This window comes from Kurthia sp. ISK08, from assembly GCF_046159805.1.
GTDB classification, from domain to species: Bacteria; Bacillota; Bacilli; order Bacillales_A; family Planococcaceae; genus Kurthia; species Kurthia gibsonii.
Window position 1 is genome coordinate 405,650 of sequence record NZ_JBJXHL010000001.1, and the last position, 25,449, is coordinate 431,098.

Below are 25,449 nucleotides of genomic sequence, written 5' to 3' on the forward strand. Positions count from 1 at the left end.
TTATCCTTATTTCGATTTTGCTAAAAATCGTTCCACTGCTTCTAAATGCGCATCTGCTTCCCATAATTTCGCACATTGCGCTACTTCTTCCATTACACGTTGTTTTAAATTTTTCTCCGCCCACTTGCGTATTTCAATCTCTTTATAAGCACGATGTACACCAGGGTTAATTTTACGCATGTACTCAATAAATTGATCTAATGCTACAAATTTATCCCCATCATAAATCTTTGTCGCAAAGCCCACTTCTTCTAATTGTGCACTATCATAAACTTGTGCATCGACTAACATTTTTAATGCGCGGTCATGACGGAGTCCACGTTCAAATAAATATGTTGCACCGCCCCAACCAGAAGTGATTGCTAATGTACCTTGGATAAAACCGCACTTCGCTTCACGTGCAATGATACGGAAGTCGCAAGCAGCGGCAATTTCACAACCACCACCAACTGCTGCACCATTAATTAATGCAATTGTCGGAATAGGTAGCGTTGCCCATTCATATAAGATTTCTGCCATCTTACTGAGCATTGAAAAAGCCTGTTCTTCTGTCACAAGCGAATGGAACTCTGCTAAATCTCCCCCTGAACAAAAAGCTTTTTCACCACTCCCTGTAATCACTAAAAAACGCACCGTATCATGTGTATGTACGTAATGAATCACTTCTTTAAACCCTTCCATCAACTCATCATTAATCGCATTGCGGCGTTCTGGTCGATTTAATGTAAATAATAGTACGCCTTCTTTTTCTTCGATTGTATAACTCATACAAACACCCCTTTTTTATGAATAATGGTTCATTATTACCTAGTAATAGCGTAGCGTTTTTTTGAAATGAGCGCAATATTTTTAATTTTTACATAAAAAAAACATATAAAGTGATCATTCACCTTATATGTCTCTATTTAAACTAAAATCATACCTGGTTCTACTTCTTCTTTCGTTAAACCAATAATCCCTTCAATCAAACCAATGATTGACGGAATACCTGTCCAACTAAATAAAATATAAACAATGCCTAAACCAATTTTACCAGCATAAAATTTATGAACACCTAATCCACCTAATAAAATACCTAATAAACCATAAGCAATTTTATTTACTGGTTTTTTCCCTGAATGTACGACTTTTGGAGAAGCTTTTACAATAATCCATTCATCATCTTTTTGATACACTTCTACTTCTTCATTTGCATGCGGTGTAAAATCAAGTGTGTAATCCATCACTGAAATGATTGATCCATCATTTTGAACAATCGTTACTTCTCCTGCATCTACTTTTATAATTTTAGCCATCTTCTTCACCTACTCATATTTAATAAGTATATTTTACCATAAATAAACATATTATCACATAAAGTATAGAAAAAGACCGTTAAAGAGCCATGGTCTCTTTAACGGTCTTTGTAAGTGCAAATACTGTAATTATTTGCTTACTACTTCTTTACCTTTGTATTGTCCACATGCTTTACATACGTGGTGAGCTAATTTTAGTTCGCCACAGTTAGAGCAAGCTACCATACCTGGTACAGCAAGTTTGAAATGCGTACGACGTTGACGTTTCGCAGTTTTAGAAGTTCTTCTAAATGGTACAGCCATTGATGATGGCACCTCCTTACAGATATTTATTCATCTGTTTGATCAAAATACTTAGCTAAATCAGCCAGTCTTGGATCCACTTTTTTTTCGTCTTTTTCAGACTGTTGAGCAAGTTCTTCGTCCGTAGTATATGACCAAGCGTCATTTTTCGGTTGAATGATTTGCGCGTCTTCCTTGTACACTTGCATCGGAATCTCTAATAGGATTAGTTCTTCTAATACAGGTGTGACATCGATAACATCTCCCTCTACAGGATGAACATTATCTTGTTCGTCTTCACCAGCAATTTCGCCCCATCTGAAAATTTCATCTGATTCGAAATCAAGCGGGAACACGACATCTTCCCATGTACGAGAACAAGGAAGCGTTAATTCACCAGTTACATGAAAATGACAGTTCATTTGCTCTGCACCAAAGGTACAAAAGCCTTTTACATGAACAGGTGTAATATGGCGAATATCTTTATTACGAGACATTACACCATCCAGTTGAACAATTTGATCAACCGGCATCCCGTTTTGGCGATATTTAGATAATTGTGGGATTGCCCATTTCATATTTTATCACCTCAAGACAACAGAATTGATTATATAATGTGAAATAATAGATGTCAAGATATTTTCTTGTCACTACTATATAACTCTGTTTATAATCATAATTACTATTATAAAGGAGGAACGCCAATGATTGCAACAGGAGTTATTGTGGAATATAATCCCTTTCACAATGGGCATCATTATCAAGTTGAGACGGCACGAAAAGAGACGCAAGCTGATGTCTTAGTTGCTGTGATGAGTGGGCATTTTTTACAGCGCGGTGAACCTGCTTTATTAAACAAATGGCAACGAGCAAAAATGGCGCTTCAAAATGGTGTAGACCTTGTCATTGAGCTTCCCTATGCTTTTGCAACTGGGCATGCAACGGACTTTGCATATGGTGGCGTTACGTTATTAGAAGCATTAAATTGTCAGTCAATCTCTTTTGGTAGCGAGAGTGGGCAGATTGAGCTATTTAAAAGCACATATGACGCTTTTGAGCAACATCATGAGCAAACTCAACAAATCATTCAAGAAGCAGTTAAAAAAGGTTTAAGCTATCCTCAAGCGCTTCAAACTGCACATGAACAGATTCAGTCACAAGCTGAACATAAATTACTTGATTTAGCACAGCCTAATAATATACTTGGGTATCATTATTATGAACAAATACAAAAACATCAATATCGTCTACAAGCAACCACTGTAAAGAGAAAAGGTGCAGGCTATCATGACGATGTAGATGACCGTAAAACGATCGCAAGTGCCACAGGAATTCGAAAGGCTCTTTTTGAAACCAAGCAATTAGAGACACTTGAAAAATTTATGCCTGCTACAGCATATGACGTATTAAAAGGAGCGCAAAACTACGCAAGTTGGGCACAATTTTATCCATTCTTTCGTTTCACAGTATTGCGCATGAACCCTGAGACTTTACGTCAATATGTCGATGTGTCAGAAGGAATTGAATTCTTATTTTTAGAAGCTGCAAAAGAGCATGCGACATTTGAGGGCTTTATGAAACATGTAAAATCAAAACGATATACATGGACGCGTCTGCAACGTATGATGACGCATATACTTGTCGGCTATACAAAAGAACAGCGCGCAATATTTCAAACACCATCGTATATTCGTGTACTTGGCATGACAGAAAAAGGCCAACAATATTTATCACAAGAAAAGAAAAGATTAACATTACCTTTAATCAGTCGCATTCCTAAAAAACATGATGACATGTTAGCACTAGATTTGCGTGCAACTGACTTATACATGATTGGAACAGGTGCCAATACCACACGCCTCGACTTCCAAACACCTCCAATACGCTTATAAAAATAACCTCCAACGCTACAAACATGTAGCATAGGAGGTTATTTTTTATTTTTGTTTTAATTCATTTAGATAAGCCATCGCATCATCTAATGTTTTCACAGGAACGATTTTCATCTTACTATCAATTTTTTCAGCTGTTTCTTTTGCAAGTTCATAGTTTGATTGAATATCTGGAACTGCTTTTTTCATTTCAGGTGTAATTTCATCATCTGGCGCAAAGAAGATTTCGATGCCTTGGTTGTTTGCGGCAATGACTTTTTTATCAATACCACCAATTCGTCCGACTTTACCATTCTCCAACATCTCACCTGTTCCAGCAATTTTATAACCTTTTGCTAAATTACCTGTTGTTAATTGATCGATAATTTCAAGCGTGAACATCAAACCAGCTGAAGGTCCACCAATTTCATCTGAATCAATCTTCACTTCTGGTGTTGTGGAAATGGATTTACTGTCTGAGAACGTAATACCTAGACCAATCTTACCTTTTGCACCTGGTATTGGTTTTAACGTGACATCTTTTGTATAAACTTTGTCATCACGTTTAAATGTTAAGCTTACACGCTCGCCATCTTTTTTGTCTGCTAAGTAATCAACTAATTGTTGGTGTGTTTTAATTTTCTCACCATCAATTGCTGTTACTTCATCTCCTGCTTTTAAAACATTTGAGGCAGCCGCATTTTCTAACACATAAATCACATAAACACCTTTGTAGTCTACTTTATATGGTCTTCCTAGCGTTTTAAAGGCCATATATTTCGCATTAAACTGCGAGTCGGTCATGAGCTTCAATTGTCGTAAATTATACTCTGTATCGGACTCTTCTGGTGCACGTACTTCTTCTTCTTTTAAAATATCTTTTTCATCTGAGAACTTCGCCAATACATATGTAAAAGGCGTTGCCCCACTTACAGCTACAGTCATCATACTGAGTGATCCATCTGTCGGCGTTTTCGCATCCTCTACCTTCACATACTTCGTTAAATCATATGCCGCTCCTGGAGACATAATGTAATAGTTTAAAGGATAGACAAAAAACGTCACAATCATAGCTAAAATGACTAAAAATAAGGCAAACTTCTTTTTCGACACCCTCATGCACCTCCTCTTTCGATATAAATGGACGTTTTGATGAATATTTTGATTCCACTTCTTTTTTATTCTATCATTTTTTTCTGTCTTGTAGATAGTTTTCTACCCAGAAAAGAAACATTTGTTCTCATGGTTTTTCAAAAAAACAGCCACCAACTTAGATAAGTTGTTATGACTGTTCTTTTACCCTTATATTACGCTTTAAACTTCTCTTTTAAAGCTTTATTCACAATCGCAGGCACAAGGCTCTCGATATCGCCACCGTACTGTGATACTTCTTTTACAATACTTGAGCTTAAAAATGAATGTTGATTCTTCGTCATAATGAAAAACGTCTCAATATGATGATCTAAATAACGGTTCATTGATGTAATTTGCATTTCGTATTCAAAATCCGAAACAGCACGTAATCCACGAACAATGACATGCGCATTTTTTTCTTTCGCATAATGAATTAATAAACCTGAAGACGACTCTACTTTTACATTCGGCATATCTTTTGTTACTTGTTGGATTAAATCGATTCTCTCTTCTACATTAAACAATGGTTTTTTTGCTGAATTGTTCATAACGGCTACATAGACCACATCAAAAATATCTGCTGCACGTTGAATGATGTCTAAATGACCATTTGTAATCGGGTCAAAGCTGCCTGGAACGACTGCAATCTTATCCACGTTCATCCCCCTCTTCCTCCATCAGTCGATAGAACGATATAATCGTACTACCATACTTTTCTTCACGATATTTTGTAAAGTTTTCGACTTGCTCAGGTAGCTGTAATTCAAAATCATGTTCACAAACAATCACGCCATCTGGATGAATGATGTTATGTGTAATTAATTCTTTTACTAAATCATAATAAACATGCTTTTTATATGGTGGATCTAAAAAGATTAAATCCGCTTGAAATTCTCTTTTAATGAGGTGCTTCAAAGCTCTTGTTGCATCATTACGATAGATTTCTGCACGATCTTCATAGCGACATTTCTGGATATTTTCTTTTAAATTTTGAAATGCACGACTATCTTTTTCAATGAATACGCCTTTTTCCATCCCTCTACTTAGCGCTTCAATACCAAGTCCACCACTACCTGCAAATAAATCTAACACAGTTCCTCCATGAAAAAAAGGACCTAATATATTAAATAGTGATTCTTTCACTTTATCTGTCGTAGGTCTTGTCGTTACACCATTTACTGCTTTCAGTGGCATTCCTTTTCGTTCGCCAGAAATTACTCTCATTTTGTCACCAAGCCTTTATAAAATAATAATCAGTGAGGACGGCCCCACTGACTATTATTGTACATTATTTTTGTTCGTTTAGTTCAATACGATCTTCTTTTTTCTCAGGTATTGTACGGAATAGCTTGATTAACCAACCTTCTTCCACATAATAGGTTCCTGCTATTTTAATAAGCGGCTGAACACCTGGAACGTCCTGTCGCAAATCATTATAAACATAAAAATCATATGGCTCTCCTGGGAATCGGAACGAGCGTGAAGCATTCTTCACATAATATCCATTCTCTCCAATTCGTGCATCATATCCTAATTGTTTTAATAATGGGTTTGCTGTATAGAGTATCATATCATCTTTTAATATAATTTTGACATTATCCACTTTTTGTCCATTCACATAAATCGGACGTTTTTCTTCAAACATGAGTGGCACAACTGCTTTCGCATTCGCTTCATTCATTTGGAAATAAGATGTTTTTAACTGTAAAATATCGCTCAGCAGTTTGTCCAATACAGAAGATGTCACTTTCTTACCTTCTAATTCTTGTAAACCATCTTTCCATTGTGTTCGTTGATTCGAACTAAAATAATCATTTAATGTTTTAACCATTGTTTGGGCTTTTGAATTTCCAATCAGTGTATTCGTTTCAAATGATGCTAATACACTCGATAGCACTTGATCTTGTTGATTAATTTGGTATTTCCTCTTTACTTGCGTTACTGCTACACGTTCTTGCAGTGCTGATTTTTCAAGCGTATTCGTAAATAAAATACGGCTACCGCTTTTTTGATTAGAAGGTGTTTCGATAATATCCATATGGTTACTATTCAATAACTCTAATTTTGATAAAGCTTTTGTTAAATTAGCAGGCTGCGTTCGCGTTGAATAAACGGTTAATTCATCACTCTCGAACGCTTTCTTCAATTTATTTTTCGACCAATACAGTTCATACACCCCACCGTTACCTGTGAAGTAAGCATAGTCTACTAAATTAAGTGACTGTTCTCCGATTTTCGGAAGTCCCGTAAACCATTGACCACCTTTACGGTTTTCATCAATAATTTGCAACTTCGTGTTCAAAACAATCCCTTGTTTCAACGTAAGGAACATCTCGTCATATAACTTCCCTGATTCAAGACCACCTTTAGGAAGTGGGATACGATATGAGATAGACTGTGTGGTCTCGGTTCCTTCTTTAAAACCATTCACATTACTTTTAAAACGTGAACAGTTCTTTTTATCTTCTTTACCTTCTGCATCTTTTGGACAAGCCTTTTGCTTTGCAGCTTCCGGCCATAGAATTGTCATTTCTTGTTCAGGTAAATTTTTAAATGTATGCTTTACGTAAAAAGCATTTCCTTTATGCTTGATTTCGATATCTTGTGTATAAGAAAAGGCTTTTTCTGTATCAGCTGGATTTGTCGAAAAGACATGGTACTGAAATGACAGAAGAATACCATTGATGAATAACAAGATTGAAAATAAGATGGCTGCAAATTTCATGTGCGAATCCTCCTGCATCATGATACTATGTTTTAGGAAAGGAAGTGTTATAAAAATGATTCAAAGATTTATCGAGCTAGGACAAGGCTATGGTGATTTATTCGAGCTTTGTGAGCTAATGAAAACAAATCACAATCGAATTCATCATACCTTCGTCTTCGTCTCAGAAAAAGACGGTAATAAAGTTGCTTCAGTTGCAGTTGCACTAAAGCCTGTTGGCGAAAGCAAATTCATGCCAATTTATATTTGTCGCGAAGGGATTCCATATAATCCTGAAAAACAATCTAAACGTTTTGAGATTTTCGAAAACGCTGTAAAAGAGCGCGATCAATTACTGATTACGTTAGAAGTAAAGCATTCATCTATTTATGTAGATCCAACGCTTTATTATCAATACCTAATTGGTGTTCTTCGACTTTATCACTATATTCCTTATCTTCATTAGGCTACACGACCTTACGTAAACATAGCCAAATATGACTATTTTCTATTTGTATCGTCCGTAGAAGTAAAAGTTTTAGAGTCCAGTTTTATAATCGTACTCTTTTGCTTTATCTGGTTTTGCATTTTCAAATTCTGTATTTACAAATCGACGATAGGATGGCACAACCGATTTAACATAGGGTAAACGAGATACCTTATTCATTGTAGCTTCAATCTCATCATAGTCACAGTAAATGACAACATACTTCATCTTACGTGATATATAGTGTACATGACCATAACGACGTAAAGATTTCGCTTGCTTCAAGTGGTGTACATAGACAATTAATCCTTGGCGCTCTTTCATTAGTAGGCTACCCCCATTTCTATGTTTCAAGAATACCATAGCGAAGAATTTAGAATCAACCAGCGTTTAAATGACAGATGGGTCTCCTTTCCGTTATAATATGAAAGAGAAGTCTGCAATTAGAGGAGGACGAATATGGGAAAGAAAACAAAAGTAGCCATTGCAATCGCTGCGGCTAGTGCAGCAGCATGGGCTGGTTCAAAAGCACTTTCTAATCCACAAAAACGTGAAAACAAAACGGCACTCACATATGAGCATCCAATTATACTTGCTCACCGTGGTGGTTCGTTGCTAGCTCCAGAATGTACAATGGAAGCATTCGAAATAGCTGCGGGCCTAGGTGTACATGGCTTTGAAATTGATATCCGACTAACAAAAGATGAAGAAATTGTCGTATTCCACGATGAATACGTCGATCGTGTGAGTGAAGGTAGCGGACGTATTGCAGATATGACATTAGCAGAATTAAAAGAATTAAATTTTGGTTATCATTTTGCAGATTTAGACGGTTATTTAAAATACCGCGAAGACCCTGCACGTATTATTACATTACGTGAACTATTAGAACGCTATCCAAATAAGTTAATTAATATTGATATGAAGGATGCACCAAACACATACGAGGGAGGCTTAATGCCTTCTAAACTATGGCGTTTAATCGAAGAATTAGGTGCTGAAGATCAAGTTGTCATTACAAGTTTCCATGACGAACAAATTGATCGCTTTAATTTATACGCTCAAAACCGAGTAGCTTTAGGTGCTGGTGTTGGTGAAGTTCGTAAAGCTTATACTGCATTTACAAGTCAATTCGGTCATCTTTATAGTCCAAAAGTAGATGTATTCCAAATCCCTACAAAATATGGCGTATTACCATTAGATACACCTGGATTCATTCAATTTTTAAATAACTTGAATGTACCTGTTCATTATTGGACAATTAACGATGTAAATGAGATGAAACGTCTAATTGAAAGTGGCGCAAAAGGTATTGTGACAGACCGTCCAGACCTTGCTATGCAAGCTTTACTTGATATTGTAGAGTAAAAATAAAAAAGAGCTTTGGCATTTCCAAAATGCTAAAGCTCTTTTTGTATTTTTATGGCTTTGTTTCTTTTTTTATCAAATAAGGTAAAGAAGTATAGAGTTTTTATACAAATTTTTCACCTAAAGGAGTTGAAATAGATGAAAAAACTCGATATTGTTTCCGCAGTCATCTTCTTCGCAGCCGCTATTTTTTATTTTGTTTTTACATTCATTACTAAAGAAATGATACCTAGCACGTTAATGATTAATACGATGATTATCGTATCAATTATCGGATTAATTCTTGCATTTTTATCAAAAGGTCGATTAAAAACAATTAGTATTATCGGTAATTTACTTGTTTTATTATTAATCGGTGTATTACCAATAATTATTATGAACACAAGATAGTTTGAATGATTCGCGCAATTTCTTTTGGTTTTTCAGCAATTATTTCATGGGATCCCTCAACTTCAATCTGTTGAAGTTGAGGGGTTTTTTGTTTTAACTTTTCGATTGCTGCAATTCGAATATTTGTTAATTCTTTTGGTTGCGTTACAGTGATTAAAAAAATAGGCACACAGAGGATTTTTTCATCATCCTCATAAAAAATTTCACTATAAGCAGCTGCTACTTCTGGCTGGATTCGTAATGACCCGCTCCCATCTTTCTCGATTTTATACCGCGCGCGAATCGATTCAGCAATTTCCTCAGTAAAGCGTCTGAGTTCTTTTTGTTCATCTAAAACAACTTGTTCAACAGAACTTACTCGAGATTGGTCGACGAATATTTTTGTTTGTTCAATGACTTCTTCAATAGATTGTCCAAAATCCTTTGGTGAAAAATAACCACCATCGATGAATATTAATTTTTCAACAAGATGTGGATATGTATAGGCAAAATCAATTAGAATGTGACAACTAATAGAATAGCCAATAAAAATAGTCGGCTCTTTCACATATTTCGTAAGCCATTCAATTAAGCTTTCCTTTGTAAAATATTCTAGAGTTGGCTGTTTTCCATGACCAGGTAAGTCAATGGCTGTTATGTTAAAAGACGCTAACTCATTTTGCACTTCTAAATACACTTCTTTTGTTCCGCCCAAACCATGCAATGCTATAATTGATTCCATTAATCCCCTTCTCCTTCTATAAAAAAATGCTGTACGCTTTTACACGTACAACATGTTTATTTTATGCTGAGCATGAACAGCCGCCACCTGTTCCACAACTTCCACCGCATCCCGTATCCGTTTGGAAAAATGGATTGCTTACTGGCACTTTTACAGCTTCTGAAATGGTCTTTCCTATAATGATACCTATTTCATCAAGTAAATCTTGAAACTCATTTTCAGCAACCTTTAAAGCTGAAATTGTTTCGTCCATATCTAATTCGCGCTTTTGTGTACGAATTAATTTCATAATTTTTGTATAATCCGGATGATATTTACCAAAACGCTGTACATCTTCATATAAATCTTTTGTTTTGTTAAATTCCGTAATTTTTTGAACTAGTGACGGGTTTGAGTACACAGCTTCTGTCGCGTCAACTAGTTGACGATGTACGTCTGAATTAAGGATTAAATCATTTAATTGATCGACTTCATCCAAAATCATGACCCATTCTGATGTCATTTTCATAAAAAGCCCCCGTTTCTTTACTATCATATCAAAAACAGGGGCAGTTGTATGTTATTTTGAGTCACTTTCTGGTTTTTGTTCAATAAAAATTTGCGCAAAATTATTTTCAAAAGAAGCCGTTCCCAAGTGGTTATATGTTACATTGAGTAAATCTTGGCGATGTTTTTCAGAATTTAAAATACCACTAATTGCATCTGCTGCATCAGCATAATCTTCCGCAATATTTTCAGCAGTCTCTTCAAAGTCTACATCATTTTCTTTTAATAAAGATTGCAAATCCGTATCAGGTGCGTCTGATTTCGCTAATCGTTCCATTACAAGTCCTTTTAGTTGTGTACTTGTCACTTCACTTAATTTCCCATCTTTTTCAAGAGCAGGTAAATCATTTATTTCACGATATACATTAGATAATTCAAATAACTGTTGCGCATTTTCTTGATTGATTTTTTCTTGTTCAAAAGAAGAAGGCTTTTTCGTTTCGATGACTTCGCCCACATAGGTCATGTCATATGGCTTCTGTTTAACAAGTGTCTCACCATCAATATATCGAACTGCCATTAGTTTTTTCGTTGCAGAATCAAAATACAATTGAGCTAAAACACCATTATACATAATCAATAAACGTGATTGTAAATCTTCTTCGCTCAATACCATCGTATAGATATTTTGCTGAATTTTAATATTAACTTCCATATCTGTAATCGTTGTACGATATAATTCATCGAGTGTTTGTCCCATTTTAAATGGCGCAAAGTCGACTCTCGTACCTGTAACATAGACCTGGTTAATTTTATCCTTTTCTACCCCTACAAGCATATATTGATTTTCGTCGCCATATACCCACCATGTAAACCCATAAGCTGAAGGGCCTTTGCGAATTGGTTGCCCCATTTTCTTTTCAAATGTAGAAATATCTTTTCCAACATATGTAGACCAGCCTGTTTTAGGGCGTTGCTGTACATCTCCTGATAGCTGAGGCGCAGTTGTATTCGGCACTGTTTTTGTGGGACCTTTAAGAGGCTCGTTTTCTTTTACAGGTTGATCGAAGTAGAAAAATCCGATTAATAAAATGACAAATAGTACTAAAAATCGTAATAGTGCCTTCAACATTCTGTCTCCTTCTTTTTAAAATTCTTATTTATTATTATAACACTCTTTCATACATCTTATAAAATAGTAAAAGATCTTTTATAATCCATCTACTCGAATACAGTTTAACCTCTTATTTTAAAACACAAAGAAAAAACCGCGCTACCGCACGATTTTTTCTCACTTACATTCATTTTATATGTTGTTCAATTATTTCAATATGTAAACCAACATACTTAAGGATTAATAATCGCTTTGATTACAGACGTTGTTTCTCCACCTTTATAAAATACATAAAGTAATAAGTATACTGCTACACCTGTAATTGCTACAAAAAACCATATAACGGATGTGATTGGTGCAATTTTACGGTGACGTACAAGATTGTTCGTGTAACCTGCAATTAATGTCACGATTCCAAATACCGCTCCTGTTGTTGCTAAAATAATATGGAATACAAGGAATGTTGTGTAATATACTTTTAAATCTTCAGGTCCGCCAAATGCTGTGTTTCCAATAAATATCGTACGAGAAGCATAAATGATAAAGAATGTTAATGCAGAAATTGCTGCTGCTGTCATTGTCTTTTTATGCGCTTCAATTTTTCTATTCTTTACTTGAATCCAGCCGATTGCGATAAGCACTGCACTTAATACAATAAAGAATGTACTAATCGTTGGTAAAATAGGTAACATACGTTTTTGCTCCTTATATCAAATTTTAGTCATCACAGTGTTGTGATGTGCTGAATGTGCGACTTTTTTGATTCCATCGCATTGCAATTAGTATTATACCAAAAATAATGGTTTGTATAACTTGGATTAGCTTACTGCCTAATTGTTGATCTTGTTTTGGTGTCATATTTGTGAACAATGATGGTCCTGAAAAAGCGCTTAATTGATTCAGCGTATCAGCTGGAACGCATAAGGCCATTGCTTGCATCCACATTGCACCATCTGTATATGTCTTATACAAATCTACCGGACTAAAAAAGACGATGGACGCAACTAATGTCATCACAATATATATGAGTAGGAGCGGCTTCCAAACTAAGTTGAATCGTTTCCCTTTCATTGACCACATGAAAATAAACGAACATGTAAACAATAGAATCGTATAGATACTCTCTGCTGTTTCATGTAGGCGTAAGTAATCAAACACAATCGGAATTTGTCTACACACAAATAGAATACTCCACACCACACTCAAATAAATGGGCGAACATAATAAAGTTGATACAAAGGGTGTAGAACGAATATAGGCGAGTAAATAGTTCGGTATTCCTCTCACCACTAAAAAAGGAACGAGAACAAATAAAATCACTGTCTGAATAGTATAGGCTGTATAAATAAGATAGGTCATTATTTGAATAGGTGCGCCTTTTACAGCATATAAAAATAGTAGTGCCAGAATGAAAGAGAAAGCTTCTGAAATACTTAAAGGCGTACTGTTTTTAAAATCTTTTCGCCACTTGATTGTTATCAGTAGATAAATACTGAGGACAAAAAGACAAACAATCATCATTCCCGGACTCCACAATTCGCGAAAACCAAATAGCGATAAAAACATCTTACACCTCCTATTTCTTTCTACATGTTATTATACACAAAAAGGCACTTATAACATCTTATGTCATAAGCGCCTTTTTATTTTGTGTCTAAAGTGTGAACTGTAATTTAACATAAATTACTGTTCAATAACAGCGTTTTAAGGTGCAATTAGTCTTCCAATTCGATTAATAAGTCACCTGTCGAAATTGCTTCGCCTTCTTTAACGAAGATTTCTTTTACAATACCGTCACGCGGTGCTTGTACAGTTGTTTCCATCTTCATTGCTTCTGTGATTAATAAATGTTCACCACGACGTACGCGACTACCTGGTGATACAACTACTTTTAATGTTGTACCTGGCATTGTTGCGCCGATTTGGTTTGGATTTGATGGATCTGCTTTTGGTTTTTTCTCACCAGAAACTTCAACATTTAAATCTTGAACAACGATTTCACGTGGTTGTCCGTTTAGTTCGAAGTAAATAACGCGTGTTCCATCATGTTGTGGTTCACCAATCGATACTAATTTAATAATCAGCGTTTTACCTTTTTCGATTGTTACTTCAATTTCTTCACCTAAACGTAGACCATGTAAGAATGTTGGTGTATCTAATACAGACACATTGCCAAATTGGTCATATGTTGTCATGTATTGTTCAAATACTTTTGGATATAGTACATATGCAAGTACATCTTGATGTGTCATATCGCGATTATATTTTTCGTCTAATTCTTTTTTAACTGCATCAAAATCGACTGCTTCTAGTAATTCACCAGGACGTACTGTAATTGCTTCACGCTCTTTTAAAATAACCTCTTGTAATTCTTCAGGGAATCCACCTACTGGTTGACCTAAGTATCCTTGGAAGAATTCAATAACTGAATCTGGGAAGTCAATTGTTTGTCCTTTTTCAATTACATTTTCATCTGTTAAATCATTTTGTACCATGAATAATGCCATGTCGCCTACTACTTTTGAAGATGGTGTTACTTTTACAACATCACCAAATAGTAAGTTCACATCTGAGTACATCTTCTTCACTTCATCCCAACGATCGCCAAGACCTACACCTTTTGCTTGTTGTTGTAAGTTTGAATATTGTCCACCTGGCATTTCGTGTACATAAATTTCTGAATGCGGGCTATTCATGCCACTTTCGAAATCTTTATAGTATTTACGGATATCTTCCCAGTAGTACGATAATTTTTCGATTCCTTCAATATCAGCACGTACTTGGCGTTTACTACCCTTCATTGCATAATATAACGAGTTCGCACTTGGTTGAGATGTTAAGCCTGCCATCGAACCGATTGCTGTATCGATAATATCTACACCTGCTTCAATCGCTTTCGCATATAAGTAAATACCGTTACCACTTGTATCATGCGTGTGTAAGTGAATTGGTAAATCTGTTGATTCTTTTAGCTCTGTAATCAATTGGTATGCTGCTTCTGGTTTTAATAAACCTGCCATATCTTTAATTGCGATGATATGTGCACCTGCTGATTCTAAATCTTTCGCTAATTGTTTGTAGTAATTTACTGTGTATTTTGTACGTGTATCATCTAAGATATCGCCTGTATAACACATTGTTGCTTCTGCCACTTTACCGCTATCACGTACTGCATCGATTGCTGTTTGCATACCTGGTAACCAGTTTAAGCTATCGAATACGCGGAATACATCGATTCCTTCTTTAGCTGATTCTTTAATGAATTCACGAATGACGTTATCTGGATAGTTTTTATAGCCAACTGCATTCGCACCACGAAGTAACATTTGGAATAATACGTTTGGCATTTTTTCTCTTAATACACGTAATCTTTCCCATGGATTTTCTTTTAGGAAACGATAAGCTACATCAAATGTCGCACCGCCCCACATTTCTAGTGAGAAGAAATTATGCATAATTTGCGCTGTATAATCTGCAATCTCATATAAGTCTTTTGAACGTACACGTGTTGCAAGTAATGATTGGTGTGCATCACGCATCGTTGTATCTGTTAATAACACATCATTTTGTTCTTTAATCCACTGAACTAAACCTTCTGGACCTTTTTCGTCTAGAATTTGCTTTGTACCTGTTGGAATCTCATTTAATAGTTGAATTTTTGGCTTATGCGGTTGTGGTAGAATTGGTTTTTGACCATCTGCAATCCCTGGGAAACCGTTTACAGTAACATTGCCAATGTAACTCAATAACTTATTACCACGGTCACGCGCTGACTTATAGTTTAATAATTCTGGTGTTGTATCAATAAAGCTCGTATTGAAATCTCCATTGATAAAGTTTTCATGACGTACTACATTTTCAAGGAATGGAATATTCGTTTTTACACCACGAATACGGAACTCTTGTAAGTTACGATCCATTTTCTCTGCTGCTTCTTTAAATGTATTACCCCACGTTGATAATTTTACAAGTAATGAATCATAATGTGGTGAGATGACTGCACCTTGGAAACCATTACCTGCATCTAAACGAACACCAAAACCGCCACTTGAACGATATACAGTTAATTTTCCTGTATCTGGCATAAAGTTATTTTGTGGATCTTCCGTTGTAATACGTGATTGAATTGCATAACCAAATAAAGGAATATCTTTTTGCGCTGGAATTTGTAATACATCGTCATGTAAATCGTGACCATCTGCAATTAAAATTTGCGCATGGACAATATCAATTCCTGTTACCATCTCCGTAATCGTATGCTCTACTTGCACACGTGGATTTACTTCGATGAAGTAAAACTTGTCGCCCGATACTAAAAATTCTACTGTTCCTGCATTTAAGTAATCGACATTTTTCATTAACTTCACAGCTGCGTTACAAATATCCTGACGTAATTCATCTGATAATGAGTTTGAAGGCGCAATTTCAACTACTTTTTGATGACGACGTTGAATTGAACAATCACGCTCATATAAATGTACGATATTTCCGTTTTTATCACCTAGAATTTGAACTTCAATGTGTTTTGGACGGTCAACGTACTTCTCAACATATACTTCATCAGAACCGAATGCTGCTTTTGCTTCTGACTTAGCACGGTCATATGCTTCTTGCGCTTCATCTGCACTATGTACAACACGCATACCACGACCGCCACCGCCAAGTGCCGCTTTAATCATAATCGGATATTCATGCTTTTCACCAAAAGCAAGAACATCATTAATTGAATCCACAGGACCACCTGAACCTGGAATAACTGGAATATCAGCTAAAACAGCTTGTTCACGTGCTTTTACTTTGTCCCCAAACATATCAAGATGTTTTGAAGTTGGGCCAATGAAAATGATACCTTCTTCTTCACAACGTTTTGCAAATTCTAAGTTTTCAGATAAAAAACCGTAGCCTGGGTGAATCGCATCTACACCAGACTCTTTTGCAATGTCTAAAATTCCTTCGATATCTAAATAAGCATCAATTGGCTTTTTGCCGTCCCCAACAAGATAAGCTTCATCTGCTTTATAACGATGATATGAACCGCTATCCTCTCGAGAATAAATTGCGACTGTACGAATTTTCATTTCTGTACATGCGCGGAACACACGAATCGCGATTTCGCCACGATTCGCTACAAGAATTTTTTGAATTGCCATTAAAACACTACCCCCTATAAAGTCTTCTATCTTTTGTTTTGGTCTCTTTTAACGTACATCGTAATGTTCATTAAAATACCGAGTGCGAAAGAAAGGATCACGAGAGAGGTACCTCCATAACTAATGAATGGAAGTGTGACACCTGTTAACGGGATAATGCCCGATAAACCACCTATATTCAAAAATGTTTGGAAGCCAATCCAAGAACCAATCCCTACCGCCATCATACGGATCATTGGATCTTTCGCTCTTAAAGCTGTGACAAATGCTCGCATAACGATAAAGCCCAATCCCCCAACTACTATAAGTAAACCAAGAGTCCCCAACTCTTCAATAATAATTGCTAGAATGAAATCTGTGTGTGGTTCGGGTATATACCCTAACTTTTGAACAGACTCACCCAACCCTGAACCTGAAACTCCTCCAAGCGCAATCGCATAATAACCATTGATTATTTGCAGTCCTTCTTCTTTCACAAAAGCATAAGGATCCCATGTCGCTTGAATACGATTCGCCATCTTTTCAGTTAATATTTTACTAAGTAGCTTATCTCTATATATATACACAATTGATAATAAAAGTACAATTCCAATCCAGAATACCTTATTTGTTTTTTTGAATATACGTTTAAAAGACATGCCACTAGCTAAGATAATTGTTGACATAATCGCTGTAATTAAAGCAATTGCGCCATTATCTGGTTCTTTATACAAAAAGATTAAGGGTATAATTATAATTATACTTATAGGTATTAAAGATTCCTTTATCGAATCTATTGTACCATTAGAATACTTCTTGGCAAGTACCGCTGAGACATAAATTATCAATGAAATTTTCAACAATTCAGACGGTTGAAAATTAAATCCTCCAATACGTAACCAAGACTGTGCACCTGACCCTGGTGGGCTATAACCTGCTACTAATACCAATGTTAATAAAGCGATATTTACAACTGCTATTAATTTCAACATCCATTTTTCACGATAACGTTTGTATGGAATCAACATTCCAAGAACGAAAGCGCCAAAACCAACGATAACAGCAAGTAGTTGTTTCTTATAAAAATTGTCTGCTGGTGCGTTATAACGATTAACTGATACCATAGCACTTGCGCTATATACCATCACAACCCCGAATACGCAGAGTAAAAAATATGTAACAAATAGCAAGTAGTCGAACTCTTTTAAAAATTTCTTCAATTTATTACTCCTAACTACAAAAAAACTCAAACATCGGTAGGTGTTTGAGTTTTTTTATCATTTTTTCGTGAATGCATCGTGCAATGCTGATAATTCTTTCTCAAGGGAATCTAAAATTTCACGACCTTTATCGCGATTTAATAGGCCTAGCTTAACAGCAAAATCGATTTCACGTGAAAGACCAAACATTTGTGTATCTAAAACTTCTTCATACAATGGACATTGTGGCATTGTTAAGTTTTCCATTTGTACTCTAATTAATTGAGCAATTTTGTCAGCATCAGCAAATAGGAGTTCCAATGCCTTTTCCTGATACGAATTTTGAGATGTAGTATCCATGAGGACGCCCCCATTACCTGATATTTCTTGAGTTCTATCATTCTAAATTTTAGCTTTTCATATAGAAAAATGCAAGTATCTATACGTCATTCTTCTAACTTAAGTCATTTTGTTTTCTCAAATGTCTTAAAAGACGTTATACTATAGGAGTGAAACATCTATATCTAGGAGGAATGAATGATGGATTCTATTATTCAAATTAAAGGTGCTGTTAACTTTAACATCACACTCGATCCAACAATCTGGATCTTTGATGACCGTAAAGTAGACTTAGATACATACTTTACGTCAGACAAAGTGGCAGTCGATCAAGATGAAGTGTATCTAGAAGATGCAGGAAAATTCTGGTCTCGTGAAATCATGGAGGGTGCTGCTTACCCACCAACTTTAGAAACAGAAAAGAAATTTGATCGCCAAAAGATGCAGACTGGTACATTTGGTATGGTTTTAGAACCTTTCATCAACAACGCATCTCCAGCACCAGAAGCAACACAAGTAACATTTATCGATCGTGAGAATAACGAATATACGTACTCAATGGAAGAAGCAAAAACACTTTTATTCCAATTCAGTGTTGAAGGTAAAATGTTAACTGATGGTGGTCCTGTGTATTTATTACATGCAGATGGTTCAAATTACAAAAATCCAATTAAAAATATTGTAGGTATTAAAATTAGCTAGGAGGACCTCCTCATGAAAGTAAAATGCGTAATTTGTGAAACAGTCAATGATATTCCAGACTTTTCACCATTAGCTAAACGTCTTCGAAACCGTCCGATTCATACATATATGTGTGAACCATGTGATGAGCGAATCGCAACGAAAACATATGCGCGCTTAGCAACAGGTGAGTTTCGTTTTTTCAAAGGTCATACAACAGAAGATGAAGAATTTTAATACGACGCTTTTATTTATTGTAAAAGGAGAATGGGTTTTTCCATTCTCCTTTTTGTATACAAAAAAAGAAGCCACATTTACATGTGACTTCTTTTTTAAACTTTATCTATTATTGTTCAGCGCTACGTGATTTTTTTGCTGCTTTTTCACGTTCGTTTTTGTTTAAGATTTGTTTACGTAAACGGATTGACTCAGGTGTTACTTCCAAGTACTCATCTTCATCTAAGAATTCTAATGCTTCTTCAAGCGTTAAAATTTTAGGTGCTTTGATTACGTTTGTTTGGTCTTTGTTTGCTGAACGTACGTTTGTTTTAGCTTTCATTTTTGTGATGTTTACAGTAATGTCTGCATCACGGTTGTTTTGACCAACAACCATACCTTCGTAAATTTCAACACCTGGTTCTAAGAATAGAACACCACGGTCTTCAATTTGCATCATACCGTAAGTAGTTGCTTTACCTGTTTCCATAGAAACTAAAGCACCGTTACGACGACCACCTACACGACCAGATACTGCTGGTTTGTAAGAATCGAATGTGTGGTTGATAATACCGAAACCTTTTGTTAATGACATGAATTCAGTAGTGTAACCGATTAAGCCACGTGCTGGAACCATGAAAATTAAACGAATTTGACCAGTACCATCATTGATCATATCAACCATTTCACCTTTACGTTCATTTAATGATTCGATGATTGAACCTAAAGATTCTTCAGGAACGTCGATTTGAACACGCTCTACTGGCTCACATTTAACACCATCGATTTCGCGGATGATTACTTTTGGTTTTGATACTTGTAATTCATAACCTTCACGACGCATGTTTTCAACTAAGATTGATAAGTGAAGCTCACCACGACCAGATACAGTCCATGCATCTGGAGAATCTGTTGGATCTACACGTAATGATACGTCAGTTTGTAATTGTGCAAGTAAACGTTCTTCAATTTTACGAGAAGTTACCCATTTACCTTCGCGACCTGCGAATGGTGAGTTGTTTACTAAGAATGTCATTTGTAATGTTGGTTCATCGATACGCATTGGTGGTAGTGGATCGATGTTATCTTGTGGACAAACTGTCTCACCAACATTGATTTCTTCCATACCAGAAACAGCGATTAAGTCGCCTGAGTATGCTTCTTGAATTTCTTCACGTTTTAAACCGAAGAAACCGAAGATTTTTGTTACACGGAAGTTTTTCACAGTACCATCTAATTTAGAAAGTGCTACTGATTGGCCTACGTGGATTTTACCGCGGAATACACGTCCAATACCGATACGACCTAAGAAGTCATTATAGTCAAGTAATGCTACTTGGAATTGTAATGGCTCATCGCGTGTATCTGCTGGTGCTGGAATATGTTCGATAATTTTTTCGAATAAACATTTCATGTTTTCTTCTTGTTTTGATGGGTCTGGATCTAATGAAGCTGTACCGTTTACACCTGAAGCATATACAACAGGGAAATCAAGTTGTTCTTCATCTGCACCAAGTTCGATTAATAAGTCTAATACTTCATCTACAACTTCTTCAGGACGTGCTGAATCTTTGTCGACTTTGTTCACGACTACGATTGGTGTTAAACCTTGTTCTAAAGCTTTTTTCAGTACGAAACGAGTTTGTGGCATACAACCTTCGTATGCATCGACAACTAATAATACACCGTCAACCATTTTTAAAATACGTTCTACTTCTCCACCAAAATCGGCGTGTCCAGGTGTATCTAAAATGTTGATGCGTGTACCTTCGTAATTTACTGCTGTATTTTTCGCTAAAATCGTGATACCACGTTCGCGTTCAATATCGTTAGAGTCCATTGCGCGTTCTTCAACTTGTTCGTTTGAACGGAATGTACCTGATTGTTTTAATAATTGGTCAACCAATGTTGTTTTACCATGGTCAACGTGGGCAATAATTGCAATGTTTCTTAAATCTTCACGTAAGTTCGTCATTGTTCCACTCCACTTTTCTTATTTCGAGTCCATAACTGTGTTATTATAGCACAATTTTCTTCAAAAAGATATTTTTTTCGTACTCGATGTTCTTTTTCAAAAATTGGCAAGTAAAAACCCTTGCGAAAAAATGCGTTTCGCATGACAATAGAGGATGTAAAACCACTAATGGAGGTTTCGATTGATTATGAATATAGCAAAAGTTGTTATGGCAATCATGGCTTTAGCTGGCATTTTAGCAATGTGCTCAATTGGCTATGCAATTGCAGTTGGTAATGTTTTAGGGATTTTAGGTGGAATTGTATTAGTCATCGCCGTTTTTGGATACGCGTTCACAATGAAGCGTAAATTCCGCGAGCGAGGACTTCTCTAATCCTTCGATAAAAAGATTGCTCATTCTTCGGAATGGGTAATTTTTTTATCGTAAAATCCACTAAAAACACTTTTTTCACTTTATTCATCATCTCTTGCACAAAATTCATAGTATCACTGATTGTCTTTGAAACACAATATTTTTATTTGCAAATAATCGAAGAATTTGTCTCAAAAAGAAAAAAGAAGAATTCACAATTGTGTAAATTCCTCTCCTAATCTTAGATTAATTCAATGTATTCGCTAATTAATTGTTCATGAATCGAAGGATTGGCAATAATAAATGTATCTTGCGCTAATAAATTCATCGGTTCTCCTTTTAGCGTTGTACATTTCGCTCCAACTTCGTATGCAATAACAGCTCCAGCTGCAATGTCCCATGGAGATAGGCGCATCGACATATACGACTCTAAGCGACCTGTTGCGACATACATCATTTCAATTGTCGCAGAACCATATGAGCGTGTACCGCGAACTGTATGAATCAATTTTGCAATTTTTTCGGTATTTAAACGATTATTTTTCGCTACCCACGAAGCATTAATTCCGATAATTGCTTTATCTAATTCAATTGGTTCAAGTGGTTGAATGCGTTTTTCATTTACATAAGCACCCTGCCCAGCAATTGCATAATATAGTTCATCACGCACTACATCATAAATGTAGCCTAACTTTCCTATGCCATCTTCATAAATCGCAATTGAAATTGTAAAGTTGCGTTGCTGGCGAATAAAATTCATCGTCCCATCTATTGGATCTACAATCCATACGACACCTTTTAAATCAGCAAACTGTTCTTCACTCATACCTTCTTCACCAAAAATTCGATGTGACGCGTCGTATGCTTGAATTTTTTCTACAATAAATTGTTCTGTTTCTTTATCTATATTCGTTACAAGATCATTAGCGTTCGCTTTCGTTTCAATTTCCATCTTCTCTGTAAAAGATTGACGAATACGCGTAGCTGCTTCTTGTATCATCTCCATCGTGTATTCATGTATTGAAATTACATCCACATTTTATTCCCCCATTCCCCATTATCTACTTATTTGTACTAGTATAACAAATATCACAAAAAAACACTTGCTGCTCGTATGGATTAGCAAGTGTTTCTTCAAAGTTTTTTTAAATCCTTATGAGAATACATGGAATGCCTCCAGTTCCATATGGATTTCTTTTAGTCTGCGTTTACTAGCTTCAATTTGTTGCTCGTCATTTGTATTTAAAGCATCATATAATGTCGCTAATTCGTAGTCTAATTCTAGCTGCAATCCTTTAATGTATTGCTTCTCAAATTCAACTTTTTGAAGGATATGGACAACCTGTTTCATTCCAATCAACTCCTCTAAAAGGTATTTAGATGAATGAACTTTGCTATGTTATGATTAGCTTATCATTTCATCTATGTTAAAAGATTTTTTCCCTTATATCGAAATGAATAAACCTAATAATCACTATTTGGAGGATGTAAATTATGACCAACTTAACATGGGCCAATCAAGATTTTGATGTTTTTACAATTGATGGATTAGAACCACGTATGGACGCTTTAAAAGAACAAATCCGTCCTAAATTCGAAGAACTTGGTGCGATTTTCTCAAATTATTTTACAACACAATTAGGTGAAGAATTCTTCCCACATGTTGCTAAACATGCACGTCGAAAAACAAACCCGCCAAATGATAGTTGGGTTGCTTTTGCTCCTTATAAACGCGGCTATAAAGCGATGCCACATTTTCAAATCGGCTTATTCGAATCACATTTATTTATTAACTTAGCAGTTATTTATGAAGCACCGAATAAGGTTGCGATTGCTAATCATTTATTAGAGCATGAAGATTTAATTACTGCATTACCTGCTTCTTTCTATATTTCTGGTGATCATATGTCACCGAAAACAGATGAAATTTCAGTTGAATCAGCTGAAAAAATTTTAACGCGCTTTCGTGATGTGAAAAAAGGTGAAGTATTAATCGGCGTCAAAGTATTGCGTGATGATGCGATTCAATTGTCTGAAAAAGAATTGTTAGCATTAATTGAACAAACATTTGAAACATTACTTCCCATTTATCGTGCAATGGTTAGTGTACCAAAATAAACAAGACTGGGACAAAACACGTTATCTCCCTTTTTTAGGGCTCTAAACGAAAAACTGGAACCGTGCCACAGCGCGATTCCAGTTTTTCTTATGCTCATGTGAGATATGTTTTTTGCACTTATGTCCCAGCTTCTGTTTATTTTTTTCTTCGTTCATTTTTACTTGCTTTAATGACCTCACCATTCGCTGCTTTCTTCGCATCACGAATAACAGGGAAGCTTGCATAACCACTTACTTCTTCAAACTCTTTAAAGTATGTCTTTTCTTCTGATTTCGCTGGAACAATCTCATTAAAGCGACGATACGTTGTCAGTACATCTTCTCGCTTCACGCCTGTTTCATAAGCTTTTTCAATCATTTGAAAAAATGCAATGACATCGACAATTTCAGTTGTTGACCAATCGGGTGAGAACGGGTATGAATAATCCATTTTTATAACCTGCCTTTATTAGTTGCTGCTCTTATTCTAATGAATGATTGATATCGTTGCAAACATTCTAGAAAAATAAATAAATGACAACTGGGCAAAGGAATGACCCTAAAATCGCACTCAATGTCATCGCTACTGAACCGATAGACAGAGTTAGCTCACCGTATTCAGTTAACTTACTCACACCAATACCATGTGCGGCACTTCCCATCGCTACACCCTTGCTAACAGGTGTATCAATTTTTAATAATCGATAAATTCCTGGCCCTCCAATTGCACCTGTAATACCTGCGATAATAACGAATAGTACGGTCATCTGAGGAATTCCACCAATCGCGTCACTAATTTGGATGGCAACCGGTGATGTAATCGACTTTGGTAAAAATGAACGTAACATTTGCTCATCTAACTGAAAGAGTAATCCTAAAACGATAACACTGACCATACCCGCAAACATCGCGACGACGACACTGGATAGAATGGTCTTTTTAAAACGCATAATAACATCCCACTGCGTATATAAAGGATACGCCATACCTACAACAGCTGGTCCTAAGAAGAAATTAATCACACGTCCACCTTGCATATATGTATCATATGGAATTTTAGCAAAGATTAAAATAAGTAAGAGAACGATTGTTGATGTTAGGATTGGAAATAAAAAAGAGATTCCTGTTCTCTTGTATAGCCACGTCATAAAGAAGAAAATGACAATTGTTAAAAGCATGTAACTAATCGTTTGGAGCATAGACTTCTACCTCCTCTTTCTGTCGTTCTGTTTGCTCTAGCTTTTGTGCGAATTTTGCAGTCACCCCTAAAGAAAAAATCGTACTGATAATTGTAATGATTAAAAGTGATACCCCTAACCATGATAATAATTCCGGATAATTCACAACACCTACAGTAGCTGGAATAAAGAGTAGCGTTAAAATCGGCAGTAAAAAGCCAGCTCCGTCTGCTACATATTCTTTCTTTACAATCTTCATATGAAGTAATAGTAATAAAATAATTAAACCTATGATACTGCCCGGAAGTGGTACATGTAAAAATTCGACAATGATGCCACCAAGTAAGGACAATACATAAAGAAAAGCAATTTGAAGTGTTATGTTTAATAGCTTCACTAGTTTTCGCATCCCCGTTTCCCCCTTGTTGTTT

At 35.8% G+C, this 25,449-nt stretch carries 31 protein-coding genes; 8 read left to right on the top strand and 23 right to left on the bottom strand.

Annotated elements, in window-relative coordinates; all coding sequences use genetic code 11:
* Positions 1–6: 6 nt before the first annotated feature.
* From ACKVQX_RS01920 to ACKVQX_RS01935, 4 genes are all read right to left on the bottom strand, one after another.
* Positions 7–768, bottom strand: a complete 762-nt coding sequence (locus ACKVQX_RS01920) for an enoyl-CoA hydratase/isomerase family protein (protein ID WP_409135973.1) — start codon at positions 766–768, stop codon at positions 7–9.
* Positions 769–905: 137 nt separating this feature from the next.
* A complete protein-coding gene (locus tag ACKVQX_RS01925) occupies positions 906–1,148 on the bottom strand; it encodes an NINE protein (RefSeq protein ID WP_409136027.1) in 243 nt (80 codons plus the stop codon).
* 276 nt (positions 1,149–1,424) lie between these two features.
* The gene (rpmF, locus tag ACKVQX_RS01930) at positions 1,425–1,598 is read right to left on the bottom strand and encodes a 50S ribosomal protein L32 (RefSeq protein WP_068455109.1); all 174 of its coding nucleotides are present in this window, start codon (positions 1,596–1,598) and stop codon (positions 1,425–1,427) included.
* A 26-nt stretch (positions 1,599–1,624) separates the two neighbouring features.
* Positions 1,625–2,155, bottom strand: coding sequence for a DUF177 domain-containing protein (locus ACKVQX_RS01935; protein WP_068455110.1), 531 nt, complete (start codon positions 2,153–2,155; stop codon positions 1,625–1,627).
* Between the two features lie 126 nt (positions 2,156–2,281).
* On the opposite strand from ACKVQX_RS01935, the gene ACKVQX_RS01940 reads away from it, so the two are divergent.
* Positions 2,282–3,469: a nucleotidyltransferase gene (locus ACKVQX_RS01940; protein WP_409135974.1), complete on the top strand. Its 1,188-nt coding sequence runs from the start codon at positions 2,282–2,284 to the stop codon at positions 3,467–3,469.
* 45 nt (positions 3,470–3,514) lie between these two features.
* On the opposite strand, the gene ACKVQX_RS01945 is transcribed toward ACKVQX_RS01940, so the two are convergent.
* From ACKVQX_RS01945 to ACKVQX_RS01960, 4 genes are all read right to left on the bottom strand, one after another.
* Positions 3,515–4,567, bottom strand: a complete 1,053-nt coding sequence (locus tag ACKVQX_RS01945) for a SepM family pheromone-processing serine protease (RefSeq protein ID WP_068455114.1) — start codon at positions 4,565–4,567, stop codon at positions 3,515–3,517.
* 188 nt (positions 4,568–4,755) lie between these two features.
* On the bottom strand, positions 4,756–5,238 hold the full coding sequence (gene coaD / locus ACKVQX_RS01950) for a pantetheine-phosphate adenylyltransferase (protein WP_068455117.1): 483 nt from the start codon (positions 5,236–5,238) through the stop codon (positions 4,756–4,758).
* A complete protein-coding gene (gene rsmD, locus ACKVQX_RS01955; protein WP_285215948.1) occupies positions 5,231–5,806 on the bottom strand; it encodes a 16S rRNA (guanine(966)-N(2))-methyltransferase RsmD in 576 nt (191 codons plus the stop codon). Before rsmD ends, coaD begins: the two co-directional genes overlap by 8 nt.
* A gap of 64 nt (positions 5,807–5,870) precedes the next feature.
* Positions 5,871–7,307: a hypothetical protein gene (locus ACKVQX_RS01960; protein ID WP_343174666.1), complete on the bottom strand. Its 1,437-nt coding sequence runs from the start codon at positions 7,305–7,307 to the stop codon at positions 5,871–5,873.
* Positions 7,308–7,362: 55 nt separating this feature from the next.
* On the opposite strand from ACKVQX_RS01960, the gene ACKVQX_RS01965 reads away from it, so the two are divergent.
* Entirely contained in the window at positions 7,363–7,752 is a 390-nt protein-coding gene (locus ACKVQX_RS01965) for a methylthioribose kinase (RefSeq protein ID WP_068455126.1), read from the top strand.
* A 72-nt stretch (positions 7,753–7,824) separates the two neighbouring features.
* Here the strand turns inward: ACKVQX_RS01965 and ACKVQX_RS01970 are convergent, their stop codons facing one another.
* Positions 7,825–8,097 (bottom strand): YlbG family protein, encoded by a 273-nt coding sequence (locus tag ACKVQX_RS01970; RefSeq protein ID WP_068455130.1) that lies wholly within the window; start codon positions 8,095–8,097, stop codon positions 7,825–7,827.
* Between the two features lie 135 nt (positions 8,098–8,232).
* Between ACKVQX_RS01970 and ACKVQX_RS01975 the strand changes: the two genes are divergently transcribed.
* Positions 8,233–9,141, top strand: a complete 909-nt coding sequence (locus tag ACKVQX_RS01975) for a glycerophosphodiester phosphodiesterase (protein ID WP_068455133.1) — start codon at positions 8,233–8,235, stop codon at positions 9,139–9,141.
* Between the two features lie 138 nt (positions 9,142–9,279).
* Positions 9,280–9,531, top strand: coding sequence for a hypothetical protein (locus ACKVQX_RS01980; RefSeq protein ID WP_068455136.1), 252 nt, complete (start codon positions 9,280–9,282; stop codon positions 9,529–9,531).
* Here the strand turns inward: ACKVQX_RS01980 and ACKVQX_RS01985 are convergent.
* The 8 genes from ACKVQX_RS01985 to ACKVQX_RS02020 all read right to left on the bottom strand — a co-directional run bounded on the left by ACKVQX_RS01985 (position 9,515) and on the right by ACKVQX_RS02020 (position 18,540).
* Positions 9,515–10,252, bottom strand: coding sequence for an alpha/beta fold hydrolase (locus tag ACKVQX_RS01985; RefSeq protein ID WP_368634211.1), 738 nt, complete (start codon positions 10,250–10,252; stop codon positions 9,515–9,517). The genes ACKVQX_RS01980 and ACKVQX_RS01985 overlap by 17 nt on opposite strands.
* A 61-nt stretch (positions 10,253–10,313) precedes the next feature.
* A complete protein-coding gene (locus ACKVQX_RS01990; protein WP_409135975.1) occupies positions 10,314–10,760 on the bottom strand; it encodes a YlbF family regulator in 447 nt (148 codons plus the stop codon).
* 51 nt (positions 10,761–10,811) lie between these two features.
* Complete coding sequence (locus ACKVQX_RS01995) at positions 10,812–11,867, bottom strand: CAP-associated domain-containing protein (RefSeq protein ID WP_087682442.1); 1,056 nt, start codon at positions 11,865–11,867, stop codon at positions 10,812–10,814.
* Positions 11,868–12,085: 218 nt separating this feature from the next.
* Positions 12,086–12,544, bottom strand: coding sequence for a DUF420 domain-containing protein (locus ACKVQX_RS02000; protein WP_141272684.1), 459 nt, complete (start codon positions 12,542–12,544; stop codon positions 12,086–12,088).
* A gap of 25 nt (positions 12,545–12,569) precedes the next feature.
* Positions 12,570–13,418: a cytochrome c oxidase assembly protein gene (locus ACKVQX_RS02005; RefSeq protein WP_068455149.1), complete on the bottom strand. Its 849-nt coding sequence runs from the start codon at positions 13,416–13,418 to the stop codon at positions 12,570–12,572.
* 149 nt (positions 13,419–13,567) lie between these two features.
* Complete coding sequence (pyc, locus tag ACKVQX_RS02010; RefSeq protein ID WP_068455154.1) at positions 13,568–17,002, bottom strand: pyruvate carboxylase; 3,435 nt, start codon at positions 17,000–17,002, stop codon at positions 13,568–13,570.
* A gap of 26 nt (positions 17,003–17,028) precedes the next feature.
* Entirely contained in the window at positions 17,029–18,231 is a 1,203-nt protein-coding gene (locus tag ACKVQX_RS02015; RefSeq protein WP_325942941.1) for an FtsW/RodA/SpoVE family cell cycle protein, read from the bottom strand.
* A gap of 27 nt (positions 18,232–18,258) precedes the next feature.
* Positions 18,259–18,540 (bottom strand): YlaN family protein, encoded by a 282-nt coding sequence (locus ACKVQX_RS02020; protein WP_068455160.1) that lies wholly within the window; start codon positions 18,538–18,540, stop codon positions 18,259–18,261.
* Positions 18,541–18,720: 180 nt separating this feature from the next.
* On the opposite strand from ACKVQX_RS02020, the gene ACKVQX_RS02025 reads away from it, so the two are divergent.
* Positions 18,721–19,221 carry a peptidyl-prolyl cis-trans isomerase gene (locus tag ACKVQX_RS02025; protein WP_174795783.1) on the top strand — a complete coding sequence of 167 codons (501 nt, stop codon included), beginning with the start codon at positions 18,721–18,723 and terminating at the stop codon, positions 19,219–19,221.
* Positions 19,222–19,233: 12 nt separating this feature from the next.
* Positions 19,234–19,437 (top strand): YlaI family protein, encoded by a 204-nt coding sequence (locus tag ACKVQX_RS02030; protein ID WP_087682407.1) that lies wholly within the window; start codon positions 19,234–19,236, stop codon positions 19,435–19,437.
* A 109-nt stretch (positions 19,438–19,546) separates the two neighbouring features.
* Here ACKVQX_RS02030 and typA read toward each other — a convergent pair whose 3' ends face one another.
* The gene (gene typA, locus ACKVQX_RS02035) at positions 19,547–21,391 is read right to left on the bottom strand and encodes a translational GTPase TypA (protein WP_068455171.1); all 1,845 of its coding nucleotides are present in this window, start codon (positions 21,389–21,391) and stop codon (positions 19,547–19,549) included.
* Positions 21,392–21,578: 187 nt separating this feature from the next.
* Between typA and ACKVQX_RS02040 the strand changes: the two genes are divergently transcribed.
* Entirely contained in the window at positions 21,579–21,764 is a 186-nt protein-coding gene (locus ACKVQX_RS02040) for a DUF5325 family protein (RefSeq protein WP_068457524.1), read from the top strand.
* Positions 21,765–21,984: 220 nt separating this feature from the next.
* Here the strand turns inward: ACKVQX_RS02040 and ACKVQX_RS02045 are convergent, their stop codons facing one another.
* Both ACKVQX_RS02045 and ACKVQX_RS02050 read right to left on the bottom strand, forming a co-directional pair.
* Positions 21,985–22,779: an inositol monophosphatase family protein gene (locus tag ACKVQX_RS02045; protein WP_409135976.1), complete on the bottom strand. Its 795-nt coding sequence runs from the start codon at positions 22,777–22,779 to the stop codon at positions 21,985–21,987.
* 117 nt (positions 22,780–22,896) lie between these two features.
* A complete protein-coding gene (locus ACKVQX_RS02050) occupies positions 22,897–23,094 on the bottom strand; it encodes a hypothetical protein (RefSeq protein ID WP_068455177.1) in 198 nt (65 codons plus the stop codon).
* A 143-nt stretch (positions 23,095–23,237) separates the two neighbouring features.
* Between ACKVQX_RS02050 and ACKVQX_RS02055 the strand changes: the two genes are divergently transcribed.
* Positions 23,238–23,861, top strand: coding sequence for a YktB family protein (locus tag ACKVQX_RS02055; RefSeq protein WP_087682406.1), 624 nt, complete (start codon positions 23,238–23,240; stop codon positions 23,859–23,861).
* Positions 23,862–23,997: 136 nt separating this feature from the next.
* Here the strand turns inward: ACKVQX_RS02055 and ACKVQX_RS02060 are convergent, their stop codons facing one another.
* From ACKVQX_RS02060 to ACKVQX_RS02070, 3 genes are all read right to left on the bottom strand, one after another.
* Positions 23,998–24,291: a UPF0223 family protein gene (locus ACKVQX_RS02060; protein WP_068455181.1), complete on the bottom strand. Its 294-nt coding sequence runs from the start codon at positions 24,289–24,291 to the stop codon at positions 23,998–24,000.
* A gap of 67 nt (positions 24,292–24,358) precedes the next feature.
* Entirely contained in the window at positions 24,359–25,039 is a 681-nt protein-coding gene (locus ACKVQX_RS02065; RefSeq protein WP_121175742.1) for an LrgB family protein, read from the bottom strand.
* Positions 25,023–25,427 carry a CidA/LrgA family protein gene (locus ACKVQX_RS02070; RefSeq protein ID WP_231726954.1) on the bottom strand — a complete coding sequence of 135 codons (405 nt, stop codon included), beginning with the start codon at positions 25,425–25,427 and terminating at the stop codon, positions 25,023–25,025. The genes ACKVQX_RS02065 and ACKVQX_RS02070 overlap by 17 nt, the downstream gene beginning before the upstream one ends.
* Positions 25,428–25,449: the final 22 nt, after the last annotated feature.